Origin of the sequence: Streptomyces sp. NPDC088785 (assembly GCF_044750685.1) — a bacterium.
Lineage (GTDB): Bacteria > Actinomycetota > Actinomycetes > Streptomycetales > Streptomycetaceae > Streptomyces.
In genome coordinates, this window is the sequence record NZ_JBIVKH010000010.1 from 204,013 (window position 1) to 228,624 (window position 24,612).

Consider the following 24,612-nt stretch of genomic DNA (forward strand, 5'->3'; position numbering starts at 1 on the left):
GGGAGGCCCGGCGGTTCCCGCCGCCGGTCGCCCGGGCGGGGGCCCCGGCGGGCCCGGGGGGCCCGGGGGGCGCCCCCCCCGGCGGCCGCCCCGCCCCCCCCGGCCCCCCCCGGCGACCGCTCAGGCCACGGACCCGATGCGCGCCGTCGATCCCGCCTCGTGGTGGATCGGGGTGTGCGCGCCGGTCAGCGAGACGCCGCTGCCGCCGCGCCGGGCGGCGACGATCTCGGAGGCGATGGACACCGCCACCTCCTCCGGGGTGCGGGCGCCCAGGTCGAGGCCGATGGGCGAGCGCAGGCGGGCCAGCTCCAGTTCGCCGACGCCGACGTCGCGCAGGCGTTCGTTGCGGGCGAGGTGGGTGCGGCGGGAGCCCATCGCGCCGACGTACGCGACCGGGAGCCGCAGCGCGAGCTGGAGCAGGGGGACGTCGAACTTGGCGTCGTGGGTGAGGACGCAGAGCACCGTGCGGCCGTCGACCTCGGTGCGCGCGAGGTACTTGTGCGGCCACTCGACGACGATCTCGTCGGCGTCCGGGAAGCGGGCGGCCGTCGCGAAGACGGGCCGCGCGTCGCAGACGGTGACGCGGTAGCCGAGGAACCTGCCCATGCGGACCAGCGCGGAGGCGAAGTCGATGGCGCCGAACACGATCATGCGGGGCGGGGGCACGGACGACTCGATGAGCAGCGTGAGCGGTGCTCCGCAGCGCGAGCCCTGCTCCCCGATCTCCAGGGTGGCGGTGCGGCCGGCGTCGAGGTGCGCGACCGCCTCCCCCACAACGGTGCGGTCCAGCTCGGGATGGGCGCCGAACCCGCCCTCGTGGGAGCCGTCGGGGCGGACGAGCAGCGCCCGGCCCATCAGGTCGGCGGGGCCCGACACGATCCGGGCGAGCGCCGCCGCCTCCCCCCGTGCGGCGGCGGCGAGCGCGGACCCGAGCACCCCGCGCACGGCCGTGTCGGCGGCGCGTACCGGCGTGACCAGGATGTCGATGACGCCGCCGCAGGTGAGCCCCACGGCGAACGCGTCGTCGTCGCTGTACCCGAACCGTTCGAGGACGGGCTCGCCGTCCTCCAGGGCCTGCCGGCACAGTTCGTACACCGCGCCCTCCACGCATCCGCCGGAGACCGAGCCGATCGCGGTGCCGTCGCTGTCGACGGCGAGGGCCGCTCCCGGTTGCCGGGGTGCGCTGCCGCCGACGGCCACCACGGTGGCCACGGCGAAGTCGCGTCCCTGCTCGACCCACCGGTCGAGCTCGTCGGCGATGTCCAGCATGTCTCGGTCTCCTTACGGATGCGCGGGTGAGGGGGCGGGTGCTACTTGACGCCCAGCCAGCTCTCGATCGGGTGCAGGCCGAAGTAGACGAGGAAGACGAGGGTCAGCACCCACATGAAGGCGCCGATCTCGCGGAACTTCCCCTGGGCGGCCTTGATCGCCGTGTAGGAGATGACTCCCGCGCCGACGCCCGCCGTGATCGAGTAGGTGAAGGGCATCAGGGCGACGGTGAGGAACACCGGCACCGCGACGGACCGGTCGGACCAGTCCACGTGCCGGGCGTTCTGCATCATCATCGCGCCGATGACGACGAGGGCGGCGGCGGCGACCTGGCCGGGGACGATCTGGGCCAGCGGCGTGAAGAACAGGCCGAGGGCGAAGAACAGGCCGGTGACGACGGACGAGAGGCCGGTGCGGGCGCCCTCGCCGACGCCGGTGGCCGACTCGATGAAGACGGTCTGCCCGGAGGCGCCCGCCACACCGCCGATGGCGCCGCCGGCGCCGTCGATGAACAGCGCCTTGGACAGGCCCGGCATGCGGCCCTTGTCGTCGGCGAGCTTCGCCTCGGTGCCGACGCCGATGATGGTGGCCATCGCGTCGAAGAAGCCGGCGAGCACCAGGGTGAAGACGATCATGCCGACGGTCATGCCGCCGATGGAGTCCCAGCCGCCGAACTCGACGTGGCCGAAGAGTCCGAAGTCGGGCATCGAGACGGCGCTGCCGGACAGCGCGGGCGGGCTGCCGCCCCAGACCTTGGGGCTGAGGTCGAAGACCGCGTTGACGATGACGGCGAGGATCGTGCCGACGACGATGCCGATCAGGATCGCGCCGGGGATGTTGCGCGCCTGGAGCATGAAGATGAGCAGCAGGGTGACGCTGAAGAGCAGGACGGGCCAGCCGGAGAGCTGTCCGCCGACGCCGAGGGTGACCGGGTTGCCCTTGCCGACGAAGCCGGCGTTGACCAGCCCGATCAGGGCGATGAACATGCCGATGCCGATGGTGATGCCGTGCTTCAGGGCCAGCGGTATCGCGTTCATGATGATCTCGCGCAGCCCGGTGAGGACGAGCAGCACGATCACCACGCCGTAGAGCACGCACATGCCCATGGCCTGCGGCCACGTCATGTTGGGCGCCACCTGGGTGGCGAGGACGCCGGAGACGGACAGGCCCGCGGCGAGCGCGAGCGGGACCTTGCCGACGAAGCCCATCAGGAGGGTGCACACGGCGGCGGCGAGCGCGGTGGCCGTGATCAGTCCGGCGTGGCTGAGCTTGTTGCCGTCCACGTCGGGGCCGCCGAGCAGCAGCGGGTTGAGCAGCAGGATGTAACACATCGCCATGAAGGTGGTGATGCCGCCGCGCACTTCGCGGGCGAACGTCGACCCTCGCTCGGAGATGTGGAAGTAGCGGTCGAGCCAAGAGCGTCCGGCGGGCTGGCGCGTTCCCGCGCCCGCGTCCTCCGCGGCGGTCTTCGGCTCCACGGACTGCTGGGTCATGGTGCCTCGTTTCCCAAGGTTCACAGGGGCACCCGCGCACTTCTGTGGATCGCGCGGGTTTTGGGATGGCTGCACGACCCGGGGGACGGCCCGAGACGCAAGTGGGGGGAGACGGGGTGCCGGTACCGGGACCGGCACCCCGTGGACGGGACTAGGCCGGAGCCGTGCCCGTCAGGTGCTCGGGCCGGACCGGGGTCCGGTTGAGCTCGAGCCCGGTCGCGTTCCGGATCGCCGCGAGGACGGCCGGGGTGGACGACAGGGTCGGTGCCTCGCCGATGCCGCGCAGCCCGTACGGGGCGTGCTCGTCGGCGAGTTCGAGCACGTCGACCGGGATGGTCGGCGTGTCGAGGATCGTGGGGAGCAGGTAGTCCGTGAAGGAGGGGTTCCTGACCTTCGCCGTCTTGGGGTCGACGACGATCTCCTCCATCACGGCGATGCCCATGCCCTGGAGGGTGCCGCCCTGGATCTGGCCGACGACGGACAGCGGGTTGAGCGCCTTGCCGACGTCCTGGGCGCAGGCCAGTTCGATGACCTTGACCAGGCCGAGTTCGGTGTCGACCTCGACGACGGCGCGGTGCGCGGCGAAGGAGTACTGCACGTGGCCGTTGCCCTGGCCGGTGACCAGGTCGAAGGCCTCGGTGGGGCGGTGGCGCCACTCCTCCTCCAGCTCGACGGCCTCGCCCTCCAGGACGTCGACCAGGTCCGCGAGGACCTCGCCGCCGTCGGTGACGACCTTGCCGCCCTCCAGGAGGAGTTCGGCGGTGGCCCACGCCGGGTGGTAGGTGCCCATCTTGCGGCGCCCGATCTCCAGGACCCTCTCGCGGACCAGTTCGCAGGCGTTCTTGACGGCGCCGCCGGTGACGTACGTCTGCCGGGAGGCGGACGTCGAGCCGGCCGAGCCCACCTGGGTGTCGGCGGGGTGGATGGTGACCTGCGCGACGCCCAGTTCGGTGCGGGCGATCTGCGCGTGGACGGTGATGCCGCCCTGGCCGACCTCCGCCATCGCGGTGTGCACGGTGGCGACGGCCTCGCCGTTGATGACCTCCATGCGCACCTTGGCGGTGGAGTAGTCGTCGAAGCCCTCGGAGAAGCCGACGTTCTTGATGCCGACCGCGTAGCCGACGCCGCGGACGACGCCCTCGCCGTGCGTGGTGTTGGACAGGCCGCCCGGCAGCTGGCGTACGTCGGAGCCCTCGCTGGACTCCCACTGGCGCTCCATCGGCAGCGGCATCGCCTTGACGCGGCGCAGCAGTTCGGCGACCGGCGCCGGGGAGTCGACCGGCTGGCCGGTCGGCATGATGGTGCCCTGTTCCATGGCGTTGAGCTGCCGGAACGCGACCCGGTCCATGCCGATGACGTCGGCGAGCTTGTCCATCTGCGCCTCGTAGGCGAAGCACGCCTGGACCGCGCCAAAGCCGCGCATGGCGCCGCAGGGCGGGTTGTTGGAGTAGAGCGCGACCGCCTCGATGTCGACGTCGTCGATGACGTACGGGCCGACGCTCAGCGAGGACGCGTTGCCGACGACCGCCGGGGAGGCGGAGGCGTAGGCGCCGCCGTCGAGCACGATCCGGCACTTCATGTGCGTGATCTTGCCGTCCTTGGTCACACCGTGCTCGTAGTGGAGCTTGGCGGGGTGGCGGTGGACGTGCCCGAAGAAGGACTCGAACCGGTTGTAGACGATCTTGACGGGCTTGTTGGTGCGCAGGGCGAGCAGGCAGGCGTGGATCTGCATCGACAGGTCCTCGCGGCCGCCGAACGCGCCGCCGACGCCGGCCAGCGTCATGCGCACCTTGTCCTCGGGCAGGCCGAGCACGGGCGCGATCTGCTGGAGGTCGGAGTGCAGCCACTGGGTGGCCACGTACAGGTCGACGCCGCCGTCCTCGGACGGCACGGCGAGACCCGACTCGGGGCCGAGGAACGCCTGGTCCTGCATGCCGAAGACGTAGTCGCCCTCGACGACGAAGTCGGCGCGCCGCGCGGCCTGTTCGACGTCGCCGCGGACGATGGGCTGGCGGTGCACGATGTTCTGGTGCGGGACGTGGCCGGCGTGGTGGTCGTCGCGGCCCTCGTGGACGAGGATCGCGTCGGGTGCCGTCGCGGACGCCTCGTCGGTGATGACGGGCAGCTCGCGGTACTCGACCTTGATCTTGGCGGCGGCGCGGCGCGCGGTCTCCGGGTGGTCGGCCGCGACCAGCGCGACGGGCTCGCCGTGGTGGCGGACCTTGCCGTGCGCGAGGACGGGGGTGTCCTTGAACTCCAGGCCGTACCGCTTCACGTCGGTCGGCAGGTCGTCGTAGGTGAGGACCGCGTAGACGCCGGGGGTCGCGAGGGCCTCGCCGGTGTCGATGGAGACGATCTCGGCGTGCGCGGTCGTGGAGCGCAGGATCTGGCCCCACAGCATGTCCTCGTGCCACATGTCGGACGAGTACGCGAACTCGCCGGTGACCTTGAGGGTGCCGTCCGGGCGGAGCGTGGACTCGCCGATGCCGCCCTTGGTCGGGGCGCCCTGCGTGACGTTGAAGGGGATGCCCGTCGTACGTGTGTCAGCCATGTCCTCAGACCTCCTCGGACTGGCGCGCGGCGGCGAGCCGTACCGCGTCCATGATCTTCTCGTAGCCCGTGCAGCGGCACAGGTTGCCCGAGAGCGCCTCGCGGATGTCCGCGTCCGACGGGTTCGGGGTGCGCTCCAGCATCTCGTCGGCGGCGACCAGCAGGCCCGGGGTGCAGAAGCCGCACTGGACGGCTCCGGCGTCGATGAACGCCTGCTGGATGGGGGCGAGTTCGGTGCCCTCGCCGGTCTGCGAGTCGGTGCCGTGCGCGGCGGACCAGCCCTGCGCCTCCTGGAGCGAGGTGCCGCAGGCGCCGCCGGTCCCGTGGGAGCCGCACGCGCGGTTCTTCGCGAAGTCGGCGAGCCCTTCGACGGTGACGACCTCGCGGCCCTCGACCTGTCCGGCGGCGACCAGACAGGAGCAGACCGGCACGCCGTCGAGGCGGACGGTGCAGGAACCGCACTCGCCCTGCTCACAGGCGTTCTTGGAGCCGGGAAGGCCCATCCGCTCGCGCAGCACGTACAGCAGGGACTCGCCCTCCCACACGTCGTCGGCTTCCTGGCGGCGGCCGTTGACCGTGAAATTGACGCGCATTACGCCGCGCCCCCCATCGTGTTCGTGGTGCGGAAGGACTCCCAGGCCCAGGTCAGCGTGCGCCGGGCCATGATGCCGACCGCGTGCCGGCGGTACGAGGCGGTGCCGCGTACGTCGTCGATCGGGTTGCAGGCCGCGGCGCACAGGTCCGCGAACTGCTTGGCGACCGAGGGGGTGATGATCCGGCCGTTGTCCCAGAACCCGCCCTCGTCGAGCGCGGCGTTGAGGAACTGCTCGGCCTCCTTGGCGCGGACCGGGGTGGGCGCGGCGGAGCCGATGCCGGTGCGCACGGTCCGCGTGTCGGGGTGCACCGCGAGCCCGAAGGCGCACACGGCGATCACCATGGCGTTGCGGGTGCCGACCTTGGAGTACTGCTGGGGGCCCCGCGCCTTGGGCAGGTGGACGGCGCGGATCAGCTCGTCGGGGGCGAGCGCGTTGCGCTTCACGCCCGTGTAGAACTCGTCGATCGGGATCATGCGAGTGCCGCGCACCGACTCGGCCTCGACCTCGCAGCCGCCGGCGAGCAGCGCGGGGTGGGCGTCACCGGCCGGGGAGGCGGTGCCGAGGTTGCCGCCGACGCCGCCGCGGTTGCGGATCTGCGGCGAGGCGACGGTGTGCGAGGCGAGCGCGAGGCCGGGCAGTTCGGTCCGCAGCTCCTCCATGATCTTGGTGTAGGGGACGGAGGCGCCGAGCCGGACCGTACCGTCGGCTCCCTCTCCCACCTCCCACTGGCTCAGCTCGCTGATGCGGTTGAGGTCGAGCAGGTACTCGGGCCGCCGGTGGTCGAAGTTGATCTCGACCATCACATCGGTGCCACCCGCAATCGGCACAGCCGTGGGGTGCTCGGCCTTGGCGGCGAGCGCCTCCTCCCAGCTGGCGGGGCGAAGGAAGTCCATGAGCGGCTCTCTTCTTCGTAATCGTTAGGCGTCGTGCGTGGATCGTTCGATGATCGTCTGGCGATGCGATCGAGCCACGGATGTGCGGATCACTGAGGCTCGTTCATGTTCTGTTCACGCGGAGTGGGCCCAGTACACAGCGGTGTACCGCACCGGGGTCAGTCACGGAAACCATGAAGGAGTTGGCTGACCAAGACGGGTGTCTTGTAGATTCGTATGAACAGAGGACATCAGTAACCTCTCCGTTTCCCCTGGGAAACGGGCGGCGTACTCCCTCACGCACACTTCGAGACAGATCGGCGGCGACGAAGACATGCGGCTGCGCGCATTGCTGGACACGGACGCGCTGGGCCTCAGGCTCCTCGGCGGCGAGGACGAGCTGGACCGCACCGTCCGGGGCGTGATGACCACGGACCTGCGGGACCCCAGCCGCTATCTGTCCGGCGGCGAGCTGGTCCTCACGGGTCTGGCCTGGCGCCGGGACGCGGCGGACTCGGAACCCTTCGTACGGATCCTCGCCGCGGCCGGGGTCACGGCCCTGGCGGCCGGCGAGGCGGAGCTGGGGGCGGTGCCCGACGATCTCGTCCGGGCGTGCGCCCAGCACCGGCTGCCGCTCTTCGCGGTGAACGAGTCGGTGGCGTTCGCGACCATCACGGAGCACGTGGTGCGCCAGGTCTCCGGCGAGCGCGCGGGCGACCTCGCCGCGGTCGTGGACCGGCACCGGCGGCTGATGACGTCCGGGCCCACGGGCGGCGGCCCCGACGTCGTCCTCGACCTGCTCGGCAGCGACCTGGACCTGCGCGCCTGGGTGCTCTCCCCCGCGGGCCGGGCGATAGCGGGCTCCGGCGCCGGCGGGCCCGAGCTGGACCGCGCGGTCTGCGCCCGGCTGGCCGCCGAGCACCTGTCGGCGACCCGCACGGGCCGCCGCGCCCCGCACCGGGTCACCGTCGGCGGCAGCCCGTACTCGCTGTTCCCGATCCGCTCCGGCGCCCGCGGCGCGGCCCTCGCGGGCTCCCGTGACGTGCGCGAGACGGTGCTGTCGGACTGGCTGCTCGCGGTCGAGGCCGACGCGGGCGACTGGCCCGAGGAGCGGCTGGACCTGCTCCAGGGCGTCACCCAGCTGATCTCCGTCGAGCGCGACCGGCGCGACGCGGCCCGCACGGTGCGCCGCAGGCTCGCCCAGGAGGTGCTCGAACTGGTCCAGTCGGGCGCCGCCCCCGCCGAGATCGCCGCCCGGCTGCGGGTCGCCGCGCCGGTGCTGCTGCCCGGGCTGGGCACGGCCCCGCACTGGCAGGTCGTCGTCGCGAAGGTCGAGTGGGAGGGCGGCGACATCGAGGGCGGCCCGGTCGCCCAGTCGCTCCTGGAGGAGATCCTCGTCGACCCGCTGTCGTCCGGCCCCGAGCCGTCCGACCGGATCGCCGTGGCGCACACCGGCGACGAGGCGATCGCGCTCGTCCCGCTGCCCGCGGTGCCGACGGAGGAGGACGGGCCGGACCAGGGCCTGATCGCCGACGCACTGCTGACCTCCGTACGGGACCCGCTGTCGGCCGGGCTCGCCGACGACGGGCGGCTGACCATCGGCGTCAGCGCCGCCGTGCACTCGGCGGAGGGGCTGCGCGGCGCCCTGGAGGAGGCCCGGCACGCCCGCCGGGTCGCGGGGGCGCGCACCGGCCTGGTCTGCGCGGCCGGGCACCAGGAGCTGGCGTCCCACGTCCTGCTCCTGCCGTTCGTCCCGGACGACGTGCGGCGCGCCTTCACCGCCCGGCTCCTGGACCCGCTGCGCGACTACGACCGCAAGCACCGCGCGGAGCTGATCCCGACCCTGGAGGCGTTCCTCGACTGCGACGGTTCGTGGACCCGCTGCGCCTCGCGGCTGCACCTGCACGTCAACACGCTGCGCTACCGCGTCGGCCGGATCGAGCAGCTGACGAACCGTGATCTGGCGCGCCTGGAGGACAAGTTGGACTTCTTCCTGGCCCTGCGGATGAGCTGACGCGCCACCCCACGCGTTTGTGAATTCTTTCACCCACCCCCTTGGCCGGGTGCCGTGATCCGTGCTGAGATGCCCCTCATCATCTCGGCTCGATGGCGTGCTCGGGGAGGGCAACGTGGCGCATCCCGCCATGTCTGGTACGGGAACGAACGCAGGGGACGATCCACTCCAGACCGCGGTGTGGCGGCTGCGCTCGCGCGGCTGCTGGGCCGACGCCGCGGCCCTCCTCGACCCGCACGCGGCCGCCGACCCGGCCGCCGCGCTCCAGCGGGCGGGGCTGCTCGGGGAGCGCTGCCTGTACACGGAGCAGGGCTGGGCCGAGGCCGAGGACGCCCTGCGGGCCGCCGAGGCGCTGGCCCACACCGACGAGGAGCGGGGGGCCGCGGCCTGCGAGCGGGGTCAGCTCGCCTACGCGGCGACGTTGCTGAGGGTCCGGGACCGGGTCGACGAGGCCCGTTCGGCGTTCGGGCGGGCCGCCGCGCTGATCGCCCCCGGCGCCGCGGGGCGGGCGCTGCTCGACTTCCGGCGCGGCCTGATGGCGGAGAACCTGACGGACGCGCCGCAGGCCGCCCGGGCCGCGTACCGCCGGGCCCATGCCGGGGCCACCGCCCACGGCGATCCGCTGCTGCTGTCCTTCACCTGGCGGCATCTGGCCGGGCTCGCGCTGCGGGACGGGGAGTTGGCCGAGGCCCGGCGGGGGTTCGCCGAGTCGCTGCGGCTGCGCGAGGAGCTGGGCTATCTGGTGGGCACGGCCCCCGCGCTGGTCTCGCTGGCCGAGGCCGAGCCGGAGGCGGAGACCAAGGCCCGCCTCACCGCCGAGGCCGCCCGCCTCTTCCGCCTGCTGGGCGGGGTGCCGACCTGGCTGGCCGCCGTCCTGCCCGCGGCGGCCTGACCGGCTTCCCCGGCCGGGACCGCCGCAGGCCCCGACGGGAGCGCGGGGCGCCGGGCCGCGGAGCGGGTCAGGAAGCGTGGTAGTGGGCGTCCAGGACGTGGTGGAGGGACGGGACGTCCTGGGATTCCAGGGCGTCGAGGAGCGCCACGTGCTGCCCGGCGTCGGCCGCGAGGTCGCAGGCCGACCAGACCACCCGCCGCCGCAGGTCATCGGCGACCCGCACCAGCTGCTCGTTCCCCCCGAGCCCCAGCAGGGCCCGGTGGAAGGCCCGGTCCGCCTCGGCGTAGCGCGCCACGTCCGCGCGCGCGGCCACGGTCACGGTCTCCTCGGCGGCGGGCCGCAGCGCGGCCCAGCGCCCGGCCGGCAGCGCGCGGGCGAGCCGCAGCACGACCGGCACCTCGATGAGCGCCCGCACCTCGGCCAGCTCGGCCAGCTCCCGGGCGCTCCGCTCGGTGACCCGGAACCCCCGGTTCGGCACGACCTCGACGGCGCCCTCGCGGGCCAGCAGCTGCATGGCCTCGCGCACGGGCGTGGCCGAGACCCCGAACCGCTCGCCGAGCAGCGGCGCCGAGTACACCTCGCCCGGCGTCAGCTCACCGGAGAGCAGCGCGGCCCGCAGGGCGTCGAGGACCTGCCCGCGCACGGAGGTCCGCTCGACGGCGACCCGTGGCGCGGGCGGCTCGCTGTGGGTGTGGTCACCGCGGCTGCGGCCGGCGGAGGCCGAGGAGTCGGAGGAGGCGGCGGAGGCCGGGGAGCCGGGGGAGGCGGCACCGCGCTGCTCCGGCACCGCGAGAGGTGCCGCGCGCGGTCTGGTCCGCTCCACCCCGGTCATCCCCATCGCCGCCGTTCCTCGCCGTTCGTCGCTCTTTGTCCCCATCCCAACCCAGAACCATAGGGCGCACGGCCCGCAGTTCAAACCCCGAGAACGTCGGGTAAGGTAAGGCTTACCTGCAAACGATCGCGATTCGGTGGTCCCCGCATGACTCTGCTCACCCCGGCGCACGCCACGACGGACAGCGCGGTGTCGGCCGCGTACGCCCGCCTCACCGAGGTGTTCCCGAGCCTGCGGATCAGCGAGCTGGGCCCGGACGAGCCGCTGCCGCACGGCGCCGGCTGGGTCCGCACCGAGGACCTGGCGCAGCCGGGCCCCGCCCTCGACGCGTTCCTGGCGTGGGACAACGCCCAGGTCCTCAAGGACTACGGCCAGCAGGCCCGCCCCGACGTCATCGCCAGTTTCGGCCTGCACCGCTACGCCTGGCCGGCCTGCCTGCTGATCACGGTCCCCTGGTTCCTGCACCGCAGGGTCCCGCGCTTCCCGGCCGCCCAGGTCTCCTTCCAGCGGGCGCTCGGCCGGATGGCGGTACGCGTCACCGATTTCGCCTGCCTGCCCGGCGACCCGGCGGCGGACCGGCCCGGCGCGCACGTCGTCCCCGATGAGGAGGCGCTGCGCGCGGAGGTCCGCGCGGCGGTCGCCGACCACCTCAGGCCCGTCCTGAGCGGCTTCGGCCCCCGGATGCGGCGCGGCCCGCGCGCCCTGTGGGGCATGGCCACGGACGAGATCGTCGAGAGCCTGTGGTACGTCGGTCACCTGCTCGGCGAGGAGCGGCGCGCGATGACCGAGCTGGAGGAGCTTCTCCCCGGCACCACGAAGCCGTACGTCGGCCGGGCCGCCTTCCGCGAGCTGACCGGACCCGCGGGCGAGACCCTGCCCACCCGGGACCGCGCCAGCTGCTGCCTCTTCTACACGCTGCGCCCCGAGGACACCTGCGTGACCTGCCCGCGCACCTGCGACGCGGACCGCGTCGACCGCCTCACGGCAACCGCGGCAGCCTGAACCACTCGTACGAGTGACGTAAATCGAACCCAACAGCCCATTCCGCGGCGGGAGTTCGAGCGTACGGCCGCTTGACGCGCCCCCTCGCACTCCAATGGCGTTCTCTTGTCCCGAAACCCCCTGCGGGCTCGGACGGCTGGGCCACTATGGCGCCCGAAAGCCCTACCGCAACGCAAGGGACCCCAGATGAGACTGACCGACATATCGCTGGACTGGCTGCTTCCGGGCGCCGTACTGCTCCTGGGCGGACTGGCGGCGGTTGCGGTCCTCGCGCGCGGCAGGCGCTCCGGGGACGGGAAGAAGGGCGGATCGGCGATGGACGAGTCCTGGGAACGCAGTGAGGAGCGGCGCAGGCGCAAGGAGGCCGTCTACGGCACCGCCTCGTACGTGCTGCTGTTCTGCTGCGCCGCCGTCGCCGCCGCGCTCTCCTTCCACGGCCTGGTCGGCTTCGGCCGGCAGAACCTGAGCCTGACCGGGGGCTGGGAGTACCTGGTCCCCTTCGGCCTCGACGGCGCCGCGATGTTCTGCTCGGTGCTCGCGGTGCGCGAGGCCAGCCACGGCGACGCCGCGCTCGGCTCGCGGATACTCGTCTGGACGTTCGCCGGCGCCGCCGCCTGGTTCAACTGGGTGCACGCGCCGCGCGGGCTCGACCACGCGGGCGCCCCGCACTTCTTCGCCGGGATGTCGCTGTCGGCGGCCGTCCTCTTCGACCGCGCCCTGAAGCAGACCCGCCGCGCGGCGCTGCGCGAACAGGGCCTGGTGCCGCGGCCGTTGCCGCAGATCCGGATCGTCCGGTGGCTGCGCGCGCCCCGGGAGACGTACAGCGCCTGGTCGCTGATGCTGCTGGAGAACGTCCGGACGCTGGACGAGGCGGTCGACGAGGTCCGCGAGGACAAGCGGCAGAAGGTGCAGAACCGGATGCGGCAGCGCGAGCACCAGAAGCTGGAGCGCGCGCAGCTGCGGGCGCTCAGCCGGGGCCACGGCGGCCTGCCCGGGCGCGGTGGCCGCCAGGTGGAGGTGCCGGCCGTGACCGCGTCGGCGGGCTCCGCGCAGGGCGGCCAGGACCCCGCCATACCGGAGGAGTCCCCGCCCTCGCCCGAGCAGCTCCCGCTGCGGTCGCGGCCCTCGCTCCAGGCCGTGCGGGGCGGCACCGAGCCGCCGTCCACGACCGTCGACCTGACGGCGGAGGACGACACCCAGGCGCTGCCCCGGCTCGACACCCTGGAGCGCAAGCTCAAGGACCTTGAGCAGCAGTTCGGCTGACGGTCCGTCACCCGGAGGCGGGCGGTGTCACACGGCGCCGCCGGCCTCCGGGGCCAGCTCGAACCACACCACCTTGCCGGACCGCCGTCCGACGCCGAGCGCCGTGACGCCCCAGGCGTCCGCGAGCGACTGCACGAGGATCAGGCCCCGGCCGTGCGTGCTGTGCGTACCGGTGTCGGCGTCCGGTACCCCCAGCTCCGGCCGGTGCGCCACCTTGTCGCGCACTTCCACCCGCAGCCCCCGGGGGCCCACGGTCGCGACGAGTTCCGCGTCGCGCCCGGTGTGCACCAGCGCGTTGGTGACCAGTTCGCTGGTGAGCAGCTCGGCTATCTCCGCCCGTCCCGGCCTGCCCCAGTGCCGGAGCAGTTCACGCAGCGCGCGCCGGGTCTCCGGTACCACCCGCAGGTCCGCGTGCCCCAGTTTCCTGCGCAGCTGCCGCGGCGCCCCCTCCCCCGTTCCGGTCACCCTGTCCCTGACGTCGTGCACCTGCCGTCTCATGACCCCCGCCCACACGCCGATCCCCATTCCCTTCTCGCCCTTGACCCGTACTCCTCGGCCTGTCCGTCGAACGCGTACACGGGCATGCATTCCCCGCTGCTCTGTCCGCACTCCTGTTGATTCGTCCATCGCGTCCGGGCCGCCCCGGGCGGGTGCGGGGCGGGGAAGCGGGGAACGCACCCCCGCAGGGGGACCGCACCCCGGCCGCAGGAGTGGGAGGGAGCCGCCGTGCACGACGACCGACAGCACGTGGAGGACCGACTGGAGCGGGCGATGCGCCAGTTCGTCCGGCCCGCGCAGTACGCGCGGCGCACACCGCTGGCCCTGAGCGTGTGGCACGCGCCCGGCGAGCCCGTGCCCGTCGCCGAGGCGCTGAAGGCCGTGTACGAGCCCTTCGAGACCGGCACCGACTGGGGACCGCCCTGGTCGACGAGCTGGTTCCGGCTGGAGGGGGCGGTGCCCGAGGAGTGGGCGGGGCTGCGCGTCGAGGCCGTCGTCGACCCCGGGTTCACCGGGCAGGGGCCCGGCTTCCAGGCCGAGGGGCTGCTCCACGACGCCGCGGGCGTCCCCCTGAAGGGCATCCACCCGCGCAATCGGCACCTGACCGTCGCGGAGCGCGCGGCCGGGGGCGAACCGGTGCGGCTGCTGCTGGAGGCGGCGGCCAATCCGACGGTCGCCTGGGACTTCACACCCACTCCGCTCGGCGACGTGCTGACGGCCGGGGACCGCCCCCTCCACCGGTTCCGCTCCGCCGACCTGGCCGTGCTCGACGAGGCCGTGTGGCATCTCGTGCTCGACGTCGAGGTGCTCTCCGAGCTGATGCACGAGCTGGACGCGGACCGGGGCCGGCGCCATGACGTCCTGCGCGCCCTGGAGCGGATGCTGGACACGCTCGACCTGCACGACGTGACCGGCACGGCGGTCGCCGCCCGCGCCGAGCTGGCCGAGGTCCTGGCCCGTCCCGCGCACGCCAGCGCCCACCGGATCTCGGCGGCCGGGCACGCGCACATCGACTCGGCGTGGCTGTGGCCGCTGCGCGAGACCGTCCGCAAGGCGTCCCGCACCTTCGCGAACGTCACGGCGCTCGCCCGCGACTACCCCGAGCTGGTCTTCGCCTGCTCCCAGGCGCAGCAGTACGCGTGGGTGAAGGAGCACCAGCCGCACCTGTGGGACCGGGTCAAGGAGGCGGTGCGGGCGGGGAACTGGGCGCCGGTCGGCTCGATGTGGGTGGAGTCGGACGCCAACATGCCGGGCGGTGAGGCGCTGGCCCGGCAGCTGGTGCACGGCAAGCGGTTCTTCCTGGACGAGCTGGGCGTGGAGACCGAGGAGGTCTGGCTGCCGGACTCCTTCGGATACACCGCCGCTTTCCCGCAGTTGGCGCGGCTGGCGGGCGCCAAGTGGTTCCTGACGCAGAAGCTGAGCTGGAACCGGACGAACAAAATGCCGCACCACACCTTCTGGTGGGAGGGCATCAACGGCACCCGGGTCTTCACCCACTTCCCGCCGGTGGACACCTACAACGCGCAGTTCCACGCGCGTGAACTGGCGCACGCGGAGCGGAACTTCGCGGAGAAGGGCGGCGCCTCGCGCTCCCTGGTGCCGTTCGGCTGGGGCGACGGCGGCGGCGGTCCGACCCGCGAGATGCTGGAGAAGGCGCGCCGGCTGCGCTCGCTGGAGGGGTCGCCGACCGTGGCGATCGAGTCGCCGTCGGCGTTCTTCGAGGCGGCGTTCGCGGAGTACGGGGAGCGGGCGCCGGTGTGGTCCGGGGAGCTGTACCTGGAGACGCACCGGGCGACCTACACCACGCAGGCGAAGACGAAGCAGGGCAACCGGCGCAGCGAACACGCCCTGCGCGAGGCCGAGTTGTGGTGCACGGCGGCGGCGCTGCGCGATCCCTCGTACGGGTACCCGTACGAGGATCTGGACCGGATCTGGAAGACGGTGCTGCTGCACCAGTTCCATGACATCCTGCCCGGTTCGTCGATCGCGTGGGTCCACCGGGAGGCCCGGGAGACCTACGCGGGTGTGCTCGCCGAGCTGGACGCGCTCACCGCCGACGCGGTGGCCCGGCTCGGCGGCGGCGCGCCCTCGGCGCTCAACGCCTCCCCCTACCCGCGCCGCGACGTCGTCGCGCACGAAGGGCGGTTGGTGCAGGTGGAGGTCGGCGGGCTCGGCGCGGCGCCGCTGACCGGCGCCGCCGGGCGCCCGCAGGATCCCGGCGCGCACGCGGCGGCGACCCGTGGGGCCGACGGGAGGATCGTCCTGGCGAACGGGCACCTGACGGTGGCCGTCGACGCCGACGGGCTGCTCGCCTCCGTGCGGGACCTGGCGCACGGCGGCCGCGAGGCGCTGGCCCCGGGCGCCCGGGGGAACCTGCTCCAGCTGCACCCCGACCACCCGACCCGGTTCGACGCCTGGGACCTGGACGCCCACTACCGGCACACCCGGACGGACCTGACCGGCGCGGAGTCGGTGGAGCTGGTGGAGGACGGGCCGCTGCGGGTCGCGGTCCGCGTCGTGCGCTCCGTCAACCGGTCGCGGATCACCCAGGAGTACCGGCTCGCGGCGGGCAGCAGGCGGCTCGACGTCGTCACGGAGATCGACTGGCAGGAGTCGGAGAAGGTCCTGAAGGCGGCGTTCCCGCTGGACGTGCACGCCGAACGGTCCACGGCGGAGATCCAGTTCGGGCACGTGCACCGGCCCACGCACGTCAACACCGGCTGGGACGCCGCCCGTTACGAGATCTGCGCGCACCGCTGGCTGCGGGTGGCCGAGGAGGGGTACGGGATCGCGCTGGTCAACGACTCGACGTACGGGCACGACGTGACCCGCACCCGGCACGGCGGCGAGGGCGACGGCGACGGCGAGCGGGACGGCGACCGGGCCGGGGTGCTGGGCACCACGGTGCGGCTGACGCTGCTGCGGGCCCCGCACTCCCCCGACCCGGAGACCGATCTGGGCACGCACCGGTTCACGTACGCGCTGCGGCCGGGGGCCACGACCGGCGACGCGGTCGCGGAGGGGCTGGCCCTGAACCTGCCGCTGCGGATCGCCGATGCACCGCCGCTGACGCCCGTGATCACGGTCGACGATCCGGCGGTGACGGTGGAGTCGGTGAAGCTCGCCGAGGACCGCAGCGGCGACGTCGTGGTCCGGCTCTACGAGTCGCGGGGCGGGCGGGCCGCGGCGACGCTCACCGCCGGGTTCCCGGTGGCGGGCGCCGACGTGACCGACCTGCTGGAGCGGCCGCTGCACCCCGCCGCCACCTCGGACAGCGGCCTGTCGCTGACCCTGCGGCCGTTCCAGATCCTGACGCTGCGGCTGCGGCCCGTCTGAGCCGGGACGCCCGCACCGCGCCCGGCCGACAGGCCGTCAGGGACGGGGCACGTTGCGCAGGTTGGAGCGGGCCATCTGCACCATGCGGCCCACCCCGCCGTCCAGGACGATCTTGGAGGCGGAGAGCGCGAAGCCCGTGACCATGTCGGCGCTGATCTTCGGCGGGATGGACAGCGCGTTCGGGTCGGTGACGATGTCGACGAGCGCGGGGCCCTTGTGCTTGAAGGCGTCCTTCAGGGCGCCGGCGAGCTGCTTGGGCTTCTCCACGCGGACGCCGTAGGCACCGGCGGCGCGGGCGACGGCGGCGAAGTCGGGGTTCTTGTTGGTGGTGCCGTACGAGGGCAGCCCCGCCACCAGCATCTCCAGCTCGACCATGCCGAGGGCGGAGTTGTTGAACAGGACGACCTTGACGGGCAGGTCGTACTGGACCAGCGTCAGGAAGTCGCCCATCAGCATGGAGAAGCCGCCGTCGCCGGACATCGAGATGACCTGCCGCTCGCGGTCGGTGAACTGGGCGCCGATCGCCATCGGCAGCGCGTTCGCCATCGAGCCGTGGGAGAACGAGCCGATGACCCGGCGCCGGCCGTTGGGCGAGATGTAGCGGGCCGCCCAGACGTTGCACATGCCGGTGTCGACGGTGAACACGGCGTCGTCGGAGGCGAGTTCGTCGAGGACGGAGGCGACGTACTCGGGGTGGATCGGGACGTGCTTGTCGACCTTGCGGGTGTAGGCCTTGACGACGCCTTCGAGGTGGTCGGCGTGCTTCTTCAGCATCTTGTCGAGGAAGCGGCGGTTGCTCTTGGGCCGGACGCGCGGGGTCAGACAGCGCAGCGTCTCGCGGACGTCGCCCCACACCGCGAGGTCGAGCTTGGAGCGGCGGCCGAGGTGCTCGGGCCGGACGTCGACCTGGACGATCTTCACGTCCTTCTGCGGCAGGAACGCGTTGTACGGGAAGTCCGTGCCGAGCAGGATCAGCAGGTCGCACTCGTGGGTGGCCTCGTAGGCGGCGCCGTAGCCGAGCAGGCCGCTCATGCCGACGTCGAAGGGGTTGTCGTACTGGATCCACTCCTTGCCGCGCAGCGCGTGCCCGACCGGCGACTTGATCTTCTCGGCGAACTCCATGACCTCGGCGTGCGCGCCGGCGGTGCCGCTGCCGCAGAACAGGGTGACCTTGTCGGCCGCGTCGATCATCTCGACGAGCCTGTCGATCTCGGCGTCGCCCGGGCGGATCGTGGGCCGGGATGTGACGATCGCGGTCTCGACGCCGCCGTCCGGGGCGGCCTCGTCGGCGACGTCGCCGGGCAGCGAGACGACGCTGACACCCGAACGGCCCACAGCGTGCTGGATCGCGGTCTGGAGCACGCGCGGCATCTGCTTCGGGCTGGAGATCATCTCGCTGTAGTGCGAGCACTCGGTGAAGAGCCGGTCGGGGTGGGTCTCCTGGAAGTAGCCGAGGCCGATCTCGCTGGACGGGATCTGCGAGGCGAGGGCGAGCACCGGCGCCATGGAGCGGTGCGCGTCGTACAGGCCGTTGATGAGGTGCAGGTTGCCGGGGCCGCAGGAGCCCGCGCAGGCCGCCAGCTGCCCGGTGACCTGCGCCTCGGCGCCCGCGGCGAAGGCGGCGGTCTCCTCGTGGCGTACGTGGATCCAGTCGATGGCGCTGTTGCGGCGGATGGCGTCGACGACCGGGTTGAGGCTGTCGCCGACGACGCCGTACAGGCGCTTGACGCCGGCGCGGACGAGGATGTCGACGAACTGTTCCGCGACGTTCTGCTTGGCCATGACGTGTGTGCCCCTTCGGAACCCGGTTTCGGTCTCGGTCGCGTGCCGATCACTGCTTCCGGGTTCCATGAATTCACACGGGGCGGTGTTACGCCTCCCAAACGGCGGCGGCCGTGCGGTCGTCCGCGTACCCCTTGACCCGGATCTGGGTGTCCGCGAGGAACGCGGCGAGGCCCGGCGGCTCGGCGTCCGCCCAGCGGTCCGCGAGGTGGCGGGCCAGGTCCGGCTCGCCGCGCAGCGGCTCGGCGAGGCCCGCCGTGCACAGCAGCAGGGTGTCGCCCGGGCGGGCGACGGAGGCGCGGAACCGGAACGGGTCGCGGGGCGGTCGCGGCGCGGGTTCGTAGGGGCTGGGCGGGGTGGTGATGCCCAGGTCCATGGTGAGGCGGTCGCCGCCGGGCGGTTCGGCGGACGGCGGCGAGCCGTAGCCGACCACGGGGGCGCCGGTGCGCTGCTCCACGTTCGGCTCGATGTCCTGCCAGGCGCCGCCGCGGAGCCGGAACAGGCCGCCGCCGCCGACGCCGAAGTAGACGCGGGTGCGGCAGTCGGGGTCGGCGGGGACGAGCAGACAGCGCAGGGTGGCGCTGTACTCGTCGGGGTCGAGGCCCTGTTCGGCGGCGGCGGCCCGCAGCTTGCCCAGGCTGCGGTCGGTGAGCCGGTGCAGCCCCGATTTGAGGTCGCCGCGGCGGCCCGCCCTGATGTCCTCGGCCAGCCGGGCGTGGCTGAGCCCGACGGCCCGCCCGATCCAGTCGCACACGTCGGCGGCGGCGCGGTGGGCGCCCGGGGTGGCGCGGGCGCCGGTCGCGAGGGCGACGAGGATCAGCGCGCCGGGCCCGCTGCCGAAGCGGGCGGTGAGCATGGTGTCGCGGCGCGGTTCGCCCCGGTAGCGCGCGGAGTCGCCGCGCACCGACGCCACCCGCAGCACGCAGGAGCCGTACCGGGCCCCGTCGAGCACGGTGTCGGCGACCAGGCCGTCCAGGTCGTCGGGGTCCGCGGCGGGCAGCGTGGTGGGCTCCGCCTCGTAGGTGGGCGGGCCGTCCCCCACGTACGGAACGACCCGCTCCGGAGGCTCGGCCGGGAACGGCGGCGGGCTCGCGGGGGCGGGCACGGTGGGCCGGGGCGGGGTGCGCGGGGCGGGCCCCGCGGTGCCGGGGGGCGGCGTCCCGGCGACGGGGGCGGGCGGTTCGGAGGGCGGCGGGCCCCAGGGCGGCGGGGACGGACTCATCACCGGCCCCGCCGGTGCCGGTGCCGGTGCCCTGCCGGGCGCCATCGGGGTCCTCGGGTCCTTCGGGGCCGCGGAGCCTTCCGGCCCCGCCCGGCCCGCCGGGATCGCCGGGCCCACCGGCTCCGCCGGGCCCGCGGGGTCCACCGAGGCTTCCGAGCTTCTCGGGGCCACCGGGTCCGGAGCGCCGGGGACCGACGGGTCCGCGGAGCCCACCGCGCCCACCGAGGCCCCTGGGCCCCTCGGGGTCGCCGGGTCCGGAGCGCCTGGGGACAGCGGATCCGCAGCCTCCGCCGAAACCGGTGAGCCCGGCGAGCCCGGCGAGCCCGCAGAGCCCGTCCGGACGGGAGGCCCCGCCGGCACCGCAGGGTCCTGGCCCTCCACCGGAGCCCCCGGCCCCCACGGTCGCACCGCGTCCGCGGACCCGGAGGACGCCGGATCCGCCGGGAGCCTCGGACCCGTCGGCACCCCAGGCGCCGGTGAGTTCGCCGAAGCCGCCGTGGTCCCTGTGCCCTCGGGCGCCGTCGGGGCCGCATCCCCTGGATCCGCCTGATCCGCCGGGCCCGCCGCCGTCATGGGATCGGCGGCAGCCGACGGATCAGCCGATGCCCCCGGAACCGTCGCAGTCGCCGCAGCGCCTGGGGCTGCCGGGGGCGCCGGAGCATCTGGGGCCTCCGGTGTCGCCGCAGCACTTGGGACCGCCGGGGGCACCGGAGCGCCTGGGGCCGCCGGGGCGCCTAGGACCGCCGGGGGCGCCGAAGCGCCTGGGGCGGCCGGGGCTGTAGGAACGCCCGGGGTCACCTGCGTCGCCGGAGCACCCGGATCGTTGGGGACCGTCGGGACTGTCGGGACTGTCGGGACTGTCGGGGCCGTCGAGGGCGGTGGTGTGGGTGGGGCGGGTGGGGTTCGGTGGGGTGGTGGGGTGGTCACCGAGCCGACCGAGGCGAAGCGGTCGTCCAGCGTGTCGGCGGCCGGGACCGCGCCGGTGTCGGCGGCGGCGCCCTCGTCCTCGTACAACTGTCCCCACCAGTCGTCCTCCCAGGACTCCTGCACCTTCTGGGACTCCCGGGACCGGTGACCGGTGGGCCTCTCCCCCTGCTGGCTCATGCCCTTATTGTCCACAGGTCGGGGCGCGCGAAAACGGTGCATCGGGAAAATCCCCCGCACAAAGATCCGCCGGGCGGTCCCACCCCCCACGGGGAGACCACCCGGCGGACCGGTTCGTGTGACGGTTCGAACTAGCGCACGTCGTACGCGCGGGTCACGGTCTGGATGACCGAGGCCCCCTTCGCGTCGGTGAGCCGCACCTTGAGCGTGACCTGCCGGCCTGCGGCGCCGGCGTGGTCCAGGGTCGCGGTCCAACTGCCGTCGTGACGGGCGGTCCTGGCCTGCGTCCAGGTCTCCCCTCCGTCGTAGGAGTACGAGACCGCGGCCTCGGTGAGGCGCCCGGGCCGGTACCCCGCGTGGCCGGTGGCGGTCAGGGTGATCCGTCGGCCGTCCCGCGCGGCGACGGTCTTGAGCCCGTCCTCGGGCAGCGCCACGTGCGGGAAGAGCAGCGGAATGCCCTGCGAGAAGGCGCTCTCGTCGAGGTGCGAGCGGAACGACCAGGTCGTGCTGGTCCGCGTCGAGCGGTTCCAGACCTTGGAGCCGATCTTGCCGGTCTCCAGGGTGAGTTCGTACGCGGCGTCGTCGGCCGGGACCTCGAACACCCCGTACGGCCAGCCGCTCTGGCCGACCTCCTCGCCGTCCCGCGTCAGCCGGACACTGCCGATGTCGCCGAACGAGCCCTGGACGCCCTGGTGTTGCGCGTCGCCCCAGAAGCCGGGGGCGACGCCGATCAGGTTGCCCTGCCGCTCGGCGGCGAGCGCCTGCTCACCGGTGGCGGTCAGCGGTGTGGTGGGGGCGAGCACGCCGCCGTACCACTCCTCGGTGCGCCGTTCGCCCTTCTTGTAGGTGCGCGCGGGGTCGCTCATGAACTCGCCGAACGGGAAGGAGCTGGACACCTCGTGCCCGAATCCCGTGCCGCCCGTGGAGTACAGCTCGGTGCGGGTGGACGGCGCGGCGATCGTCATGAGGTCGCCGAACCCGGCGCTCAGGCCGTTCGGGCGGGAGACCGACGGGAAGTCGAGGTAGTCGGCGGCGGTGCCCATCGCCCGGTACGTCGCGGTGTCGGCGGCGAGGTCGCGGTCGGCGACGCGGTAGGTGCGGTCGGCGCGGAGCTGGCCGCTCTCGGGGAAGGCCAGGGTGTAGCTGTACGGGCTCGTGGCCGTGGCCTTCCAGTGCAGCGTGGTGGGGCCGGAGGCGACGCGGGCGGCGAGCGCGGCGCCCTCGGCGGACTCCAGGGCGAGCGTCGGCAGGGTGGCGCCGGTGAAGCCCGCCGTCGGGTACCAGCGGCCCGCGGCCTCGCGGTAGAACACCACGCCCCGCGCGCCCGCCGTGGCCGCGGCCTGCGCGACGGCCGCCACGGAGCCGCCCTCGGGCAGCTTCACCAGGGCCATCCGGCCCCGGGCGGCGGCCAGTTCGGCGGCGGTGCCGGAGCCCGCGTCGACGACGGCGGCGCTGCCGGTGCCGTCCAGGTTCGCGGAGTTGGTGGAGCCGGTCACCGGGTGCAGGGCGGGTCCGCCGGTCACGCCGAACGCGCTGATCTGCGGGGCGGCGGCCCGCCAGAAGCTGTCGAACTCGAAGGTGCCGTCGGTGGGGCGGCCCCGGACGTCGGCGTAGTAGGCGCGCACCGTGCGCGAGCCCTGGATGGTCGCGGCGTGCAGCCAGTTGTCGGCGCCGAAGGTGCGGGCGAAGCCGAGGGAGGCGCCGCGCACCTCGCTGTCCCGGTCGGTCCTGACGCTCAGCCGGTGGGCGTCGCGGGCGTCGAGGACGACGGTGGTGTCCTTGGTGAGGGTCAGCTGGGGGCGGGCGAGGAAGGACGCCGAGTCGACGAGGGTGCCCGCCGCGGCGGGTGTCGCGACGAAGCTCGACAGGAAGTAGGCGCCGGGGCGCAGCCGGTAGGTCTGGTCGGCGGCGCCGTCGTTCACGCGCCGCTCGCCGGAGGCGTCGTCGGTCCCGATGACGTCGAGGGAGGAGGCGCCGGCGGCGGGGTGGCCCTGCCGGTCGAGGACCTTGACCCGCAGGGTGACCGTCTCGGGCTGCACGTACATCGAGAACGGGGTGCTCAGGTGCGTGCCGCCCGGCCCGGTGGCGAGGATCCGGCCGGTGACGTCGCCGTACTGGGCGGCCTTGAGGCGGGCCGCCGGGTCGAGGGTCAGCGGTACCCGGGCGGTGCCGCCCGCGGGGACCGTGACGGTGCGCGCGCCGAGGGCGGCGACCGCCGAGCGGACGGTGGAGCCGTCGTTGCCGGTGACGCGGGCGACGGACAGGGCCAGCTTCACCGGCTTCCCGGTGGTGTTGGTGTACGGGACCTGGACGGTGGTGCGGTCGCTCCTGTCCTGCGGCCAGTCGAAGCTGCCGCCCTGGACGGCGTCGGCGCCGAGGACCGTCTGGTCGACGGCGGCCTTCGCGTCGAGCCGGCCGCCGCCGGTCTCGCGCACGTCGCCGGGGATGCCGGCGTCGGCCGAGGAGACGAGGGCCTGCTTGATCCGCTGGGCGCTCCAGTCGGGGTGGCGCTGCCGGACGAGGGCGGCGGCGCCCGCGACGTGCGGGGTGGCCATCGACGTACCGCTCATCGCCTGGTACGCGTACACGCCCCGGCCGCCCGCGGCGGCGGCCGTGATGGCGACGCCCGGCGCGGCGATCTCCGGCTTCAGGGTGTGGGTGCGCCGGACGGGGCTGCGGCTGGAGAAGCTCGCGGTGGCGTCGTCGCCGTCCACGGCGCCGACGGTGAGCACCTCGGGGACGCAGCCCGGCGAGGAGACGGTGTTGTTCTGCGGTCCCGAGTTGCCCGCGGCGATGACGAACAGGGTGTTCTTCGCGGACCGGGCGAGTTCCTGGGTGGCCTGCGCCATGGGGTCGGAGCAGTCCAGCTCGGAGGGGTTGCCGAGGCTGAGCGAGACCACGTCGGCGCCCTCGTCGACGGCCCACTGCATGCCGGCGATGATCCACGACGTGGCGCCGGAGCCGCTGTCGTCGAGGACCTTGCCGTTGAGCAGGGTGGCGGCGGGGGCGACGCCCTTCTCCTTGCCGCCGCTGGCGGCGCCGCTGCCGCCGACGGTGGACGTGGTGTGGGTGCCGTGGCCCTGGTGGTCGTCGGCGTCGGCGGAGTCGGTGAAGTTCTTCGACTCGGCGACCCGGCCCTTCAGGTCGGGGTGCGCGGTGTCGACGCCGGTGTCGAGGACGGCGACCTTGGTGCCCTTGCCGTCGTAGCCCGCGGCCCACGCACGGTCGGCGTGCACCTGCCGGGTCGACTCGGCGAGCAGCGACGTCGCCCTGGCGTCCAGCCAGAGCTTCTTCAGGTCCCCGGCCGCGCGGGAGCGGGGGGTGGCGATGTCGGCCCAGAAGGCGGCGGCCTTCTTCTTGTCGGCCTTGAGGGCGACGCCGTCGATCGCGTCGAGGACGAGGCCGCGGGTGGCGCCGCGCGGGGTGGCGGGCGCGGCGCGGGCGACGTCGACGGTCGGGGCGTAGGTGGCGATGAGCGGGAGCGTCGCGCTGTGCTGGTCGTCGTAGCCCTGCCGGATCAGGCCGGTGACGTTGAAGAGTTCCTCGTCGACGCGGCCCGCGGCGAGCGCCTGCGCGGCGCCGTCCGGGTAGGCGTAGAGGTTCTTCCCGGCGCGGCGGGTCTGGAGCAGTGGCGTGGTGCCGTCCTCGGCGGGCAGCGCCGTCGCGGAGCTGGTGCCGTCGGCGCCGGTGGTGACCAGGACGCGGTCCCCGGTCACCAGGGTCACCGTCGCGGTCGTGGCCGTGCCGGCCGTGCCGGTGCTGCCGACGAGTGGACGGGCGTGGTCCGGAGCGGTCCCCTCCACCGCTCCGGACGGCACGGCCGCCGTAGCGGCCAGGACGGCGGCGGTCGCCGCCACCAGGGCCGTACGCGCTATCGGGCGCATCGC

16 protein-coding genes are annotated in these 24,612 nt (G+C 73.9%); 6 read left to right on the forward strand and 10 right to left on the reverse strand.

Annotated elements, in window-relative coordinates; translation table 11 throughout:
* Nucleotides 1-120: 120 nt before the first annotated feature.
* From ACIP5K_RS25710 to ACIP5K_RS25730, 5 genes are all read right to left on the reverse strand, one after another.
* Nucleotides 121-1,269 carry an XdhC family protein gene (locus tag ACIP5K_RS25710; protein WP_401413079.1) on the reverse strand — a complete coding sequence of 383 codons (1,149 nt, stop codon included), beginning with the start codon at nucleotides 1,267-1,269 and terminating at the stop codon, nucleotides 121-123.
* Nucleotides 1,270-1,310: 41 nt separating this feature from the next.
* Entirely contained in the window at nucleotides 1,311-2,762 is a 1,452-nt protein-coding gene (locus tag ACIP5K_RS25715) for an NCS2 family permease (RefSeq protein ID WP_401413081.1), read from the reverse strand.
* Between the two features lie 151 nt (nucleotides 2,763-2,913).
* Entirely contained in the window at nucleotides 2,914-5,313 is a 2,400-nt protein-coding gene (locus tag ACIP5K_RS25720) for a xanthine dehydrogenase family protein molybdopterin-binding subunit (RefSeq protein WP_401413084.1), read from the reverse strand.
* 4 nt (nucleotides 5,314-5,317) lie between these two features.
* Nucleotides 5,318-5,905, reverse strand: coding sequence for a (2Fe-2S)-binding protein (locus ACIP5K_RS25725; RefSeq protein ID WP_401413087.1), 588 nt, complete (start codon nucleotides 5,903-5,905; stop codon nucleotides 5,318-5,320).
* Nucleotides 5,905-6,801, reverse strand: coding sequence for an FAD binding domain-containing protein (locus tag ACIP5K_RS25730; RefSeq protein WP_401413088.1), 897 nt, complete (start codon nucleotides 6,799-6,801; stop codon nucleotides 5,905-5,907). Before ACIP5K_RS25730 ends, ACIP5K_RS25725 begins: the two co-directional genes overlap by 1 nt.
* A 313-nt stretch (nucleotides 6,802-7,114) precedes the next feature.
* Here ACIP5K_RS25730 and ACIP5K_RS25735 point away from each other — a divergent pair, with 313 nt between their 5' ends.
* Together ACIP5K_RS25735 and ACIP5K_RS25740 are read left to right on the forward strand one after the other, a co-directional pair.
* Nucleotides 7,115-8,794, forward strand: a complete 1,680-nt coding sequence (locus ACIP5K_RS25735) for a PucR family transcriptional regulator (protein ID WP_401413090.1) — start codon at nucleotides 7,115-7,117, stop codon at nucleotides 8,792-8,794.
* A 115-nt stretch (nucleotides 8,795-8,909) separates the two neighbouring features.
* Nucleotides 8,910-9,686, forward strand: coding sequence for a hypothetical protein (locus ACIP5K_RS25740; protein ID WP_401413092.1), 777 nt, complete (start codon nucleotides 8,910-8,912; stop codon nucleotides 9,684-9,686).
* Nucleotides 9,687-9,753: 67 nt separating this feature from the next.
* Here the strand turns inward: ACIP5K_RS25740 and ACIP5K_RS25745 are convergent, their stop codons facing one another.
* Complete coding sequence (locus ACIP5K_RS25745; protein WP_401413094.1) at nucleotides 9,754-10,524, reverse strand: GntR family transcriptional regulator; 771 nt, start codon at nucleotides 10,522-10,524, stop codon at nucleotides 9,754-9,756.
* A gap of 141 nt (nucleotides 10,525-10,665) precedes the next feature.
* Between ACIP5K_RS25745 and ACIP5K_RS25750 the strand changes: the two genes are divergently transcribed.
* Nucleotides 10,666-11,520 (forward strand): (2Fe-2S)-binding protein, encoded by an 855-nt coding sequence (locus tag ACIP5K_RS25750; protein WP_401413096.1) that lies wholly within the window; start codon nucleotides 10,666-10,668, stop codon nucleotides 11,518-11,520.
* A 186-nt stretch (nucleotides 11,521-11,706) separates the two neighbouring features.
* A complete protein-coding gene (locus tag ACIP5K_RS25755; RefSeq protein ID WP_401413097.1) occupies nucleotides 11,707-12,783 on the forward strand; it encodes a DUF2637 domain-containing protein in 1,077 nt (358 codons plus the stop codon).
* 27 nt (nucleotides 12,784-12,810) lie between these two features.
* Here ACIP5K_RS25755 and ACIP5K_RS25760 read toward each other — a convergent pair whose 3' ends face one another.
* Nucleotides 12,811-13,281: an ATP-binding protein gene (locus ACIP5K_RS25760; protein WP_401413098.1), complete on the reverse strand. Its 471-nt coding sequence runs from the start codon at nucleotides 13,279-13,281 to the stop codon at nucleotides 12,811-12,813.
* Between the two features lie 228 nt (nucleotides 13,282-13,509).
* Between ACIP5K_RS25760 and ACIP5K_RS25765 the strand changes: the two genes are divergently transcribed.
* Nucleotides 13,510-16,617: an alpha-mannosidase gene (locus ACIP5K_RS25765; protein WP_401413099.1), complete on the forward strand. Its 3,108-nt coding sequence runs from the start codon at nucleotides 13,510-13,512 to the stop codon at nucleotides 16,615-16,617.
* Between the two features lie 36 nt (nucleotides 16,618-16,653).
* On the opposite strand, the gene ACIP5K_RS25770 is transcribed toward ACIP5K_RS25765, so the two are convergent.
* Both ACIP5K_RS25770 and ACIP5K_RS25775 read right to left on the reverse strand, forming a co-directional pair.
* Nucleotides 16,654-18,399, reverse strand: coding sequence for a pyruvate dehydrogenase (locus tag ACIP5K_RS25770; RefSeq protein WP_401413100.1), 1,746 nt, complete (start codon nucleotides 18,397-18,399; stop codon nucleotides 16,654-16,656).
* Nucleotides 18,400-18,487: 88 nt separating this feature from the next.
* A complete protein-coding gene (locus ACIP5K_RS25775) occupies nucleotides 18,488-19,666 on the reverse strand; it encodes a protein phosphatase 2C domain-containing protein (protein ID WP_401413101.1) in 1,179 nt (392 codons plus the stop codon).
* 874 nt (nucleotides 19,667-20,540) lie between these two features.
* On the opposite strand from ACIP5K_RS25775, the gene ACIP5K_RS25780 reads away from it, so the two are divergent.
* Nucleotides 20,541-20,696 (forward strand): hypothetical protein, encoded by a 156-nt coding sequence (locus ACIP5K_RS25780; RefSeq protein WP_401413103.1) that lies wholly within the window; start codon nucleotides 20,541-20,543, stop codon nucleotides 20,694-20,696.
* Between the two features lie 160 nt (nucleotides 20,697-20,856).
* Here the strand turns inward: ACIP5K_RS25780 and ACIP5K_RS25785 are convergent, their stop codons facing one another.
* The gene (locus tag ACIP5K_RS25785) at nucleotides 20,857-24,609 is read right to left on the reverse strand and encodes a S8 family peptidase (RefSeq protein WP_401413105.1); all 3,753 of its coding nucleotides are present in this window, start codon (nucleotides 24,607-24,609) and stop codon (nucleotides 20,857-20,859) included.
* Nucleotides 24,610-24,612 lie beyond the last annotated feature (3 nt).

Bases quoted from the DNA above. Each gene is read 5' to 3' on its own strand.
- ACIP5K_RS25710 (WP_401413079.1), bottom strand. From the start codon at position 1,269: ATGCTGGACATCGCCGACGAGCTCGACCGGTGGGTCGAGCAGGGACGC.
- ACIP5K_RS25715 (WP_401413081.1), bottom strand. From the start codon at position 2,762: ATGACCCAGCAGTCCGTGGAGCCGAAGACCGCCGCGGAGGACGCGGGC.
- ACIP5K_RS25720 (WP_401413084.1), bottom strand. From the start codon at position 5,313: ATGGCTGACACACGTACGACGGGCATCCCCTTCAACGTCACGCAGGGC.
- ACIP5K_RS25725 (WP_401413087.1), bottom strand. From the start codon at position 5,905: ATGCGCGTCAATTTCACGGTCAACGGCCGCCGCCAGGAAGCCGACGAC.
- ACIP5K_RS25730 (WP_401413088.1), bottom strand. From the start codon at position 6,801: ATGGACTTCCTTCGCCCCGCCAGCTGGGAGGAGGCGCTCGCCGCCAAG.
- ACIP5K_RS25735 (WP_401413090.1), top strand. From the start codon at position 7,115: ATGCGGCTGCGCGCATTGCTGGACACGGACGCGCTGGGCCTCAGGCTC.
- ACIP5K_RS25745 (WP_401413094.1), bottom strand. From the start codon at position 10,524: ATGGGGATGACCGGGGTGGAGCGGACCAGACCGCGCGCGGCACCTCTC.
- ACIP5K_RS25750 (WP_401413096.1), top strand. From the start codon at position 10,666: ATGACTCTGCTCACCCCGGCGCACGCCACGACGGACAGCGCGGTGTCG.
- ACIP5K_RS25755 (WP_401413097.1), top strand. From the start codon at position 11,707: ATGAGACTGACCGACATATCGCTGGACTGGCTGCTTCCGGGCGCCGTA.
- ACIP5K_RS25760 (WP_401413098.1), bottom strand. From the start codon at position 13,281: ATGAGACGGCAGGTGCACGACGTCAGGGACAGGGTGACCGGAACGGGG.
- ACIP5K_RS25770 (WP_401413100.1), bottom strand. From the start codon at position 18,399: ATGGCCAAGCAGAACGTCGCGGAACAGTTCGTCGACATCCTCGTCCGC.
- ACIP5K_RS25775 (WP_401413101.1), bottom strand. From the start codon at position 19,666: ATGGCGCCCGGCAGGGCACCGGCACCGGCACCGGCGGGGCCGGTGATG.
- ACIP5K_RS25785 (WP_401413105.1), bottom strand. From the start codon at position 24,609: ATGCGCCCGATAGCGCGTACGGCCCTGGTGGCGGCGACCGCCGCCGTC.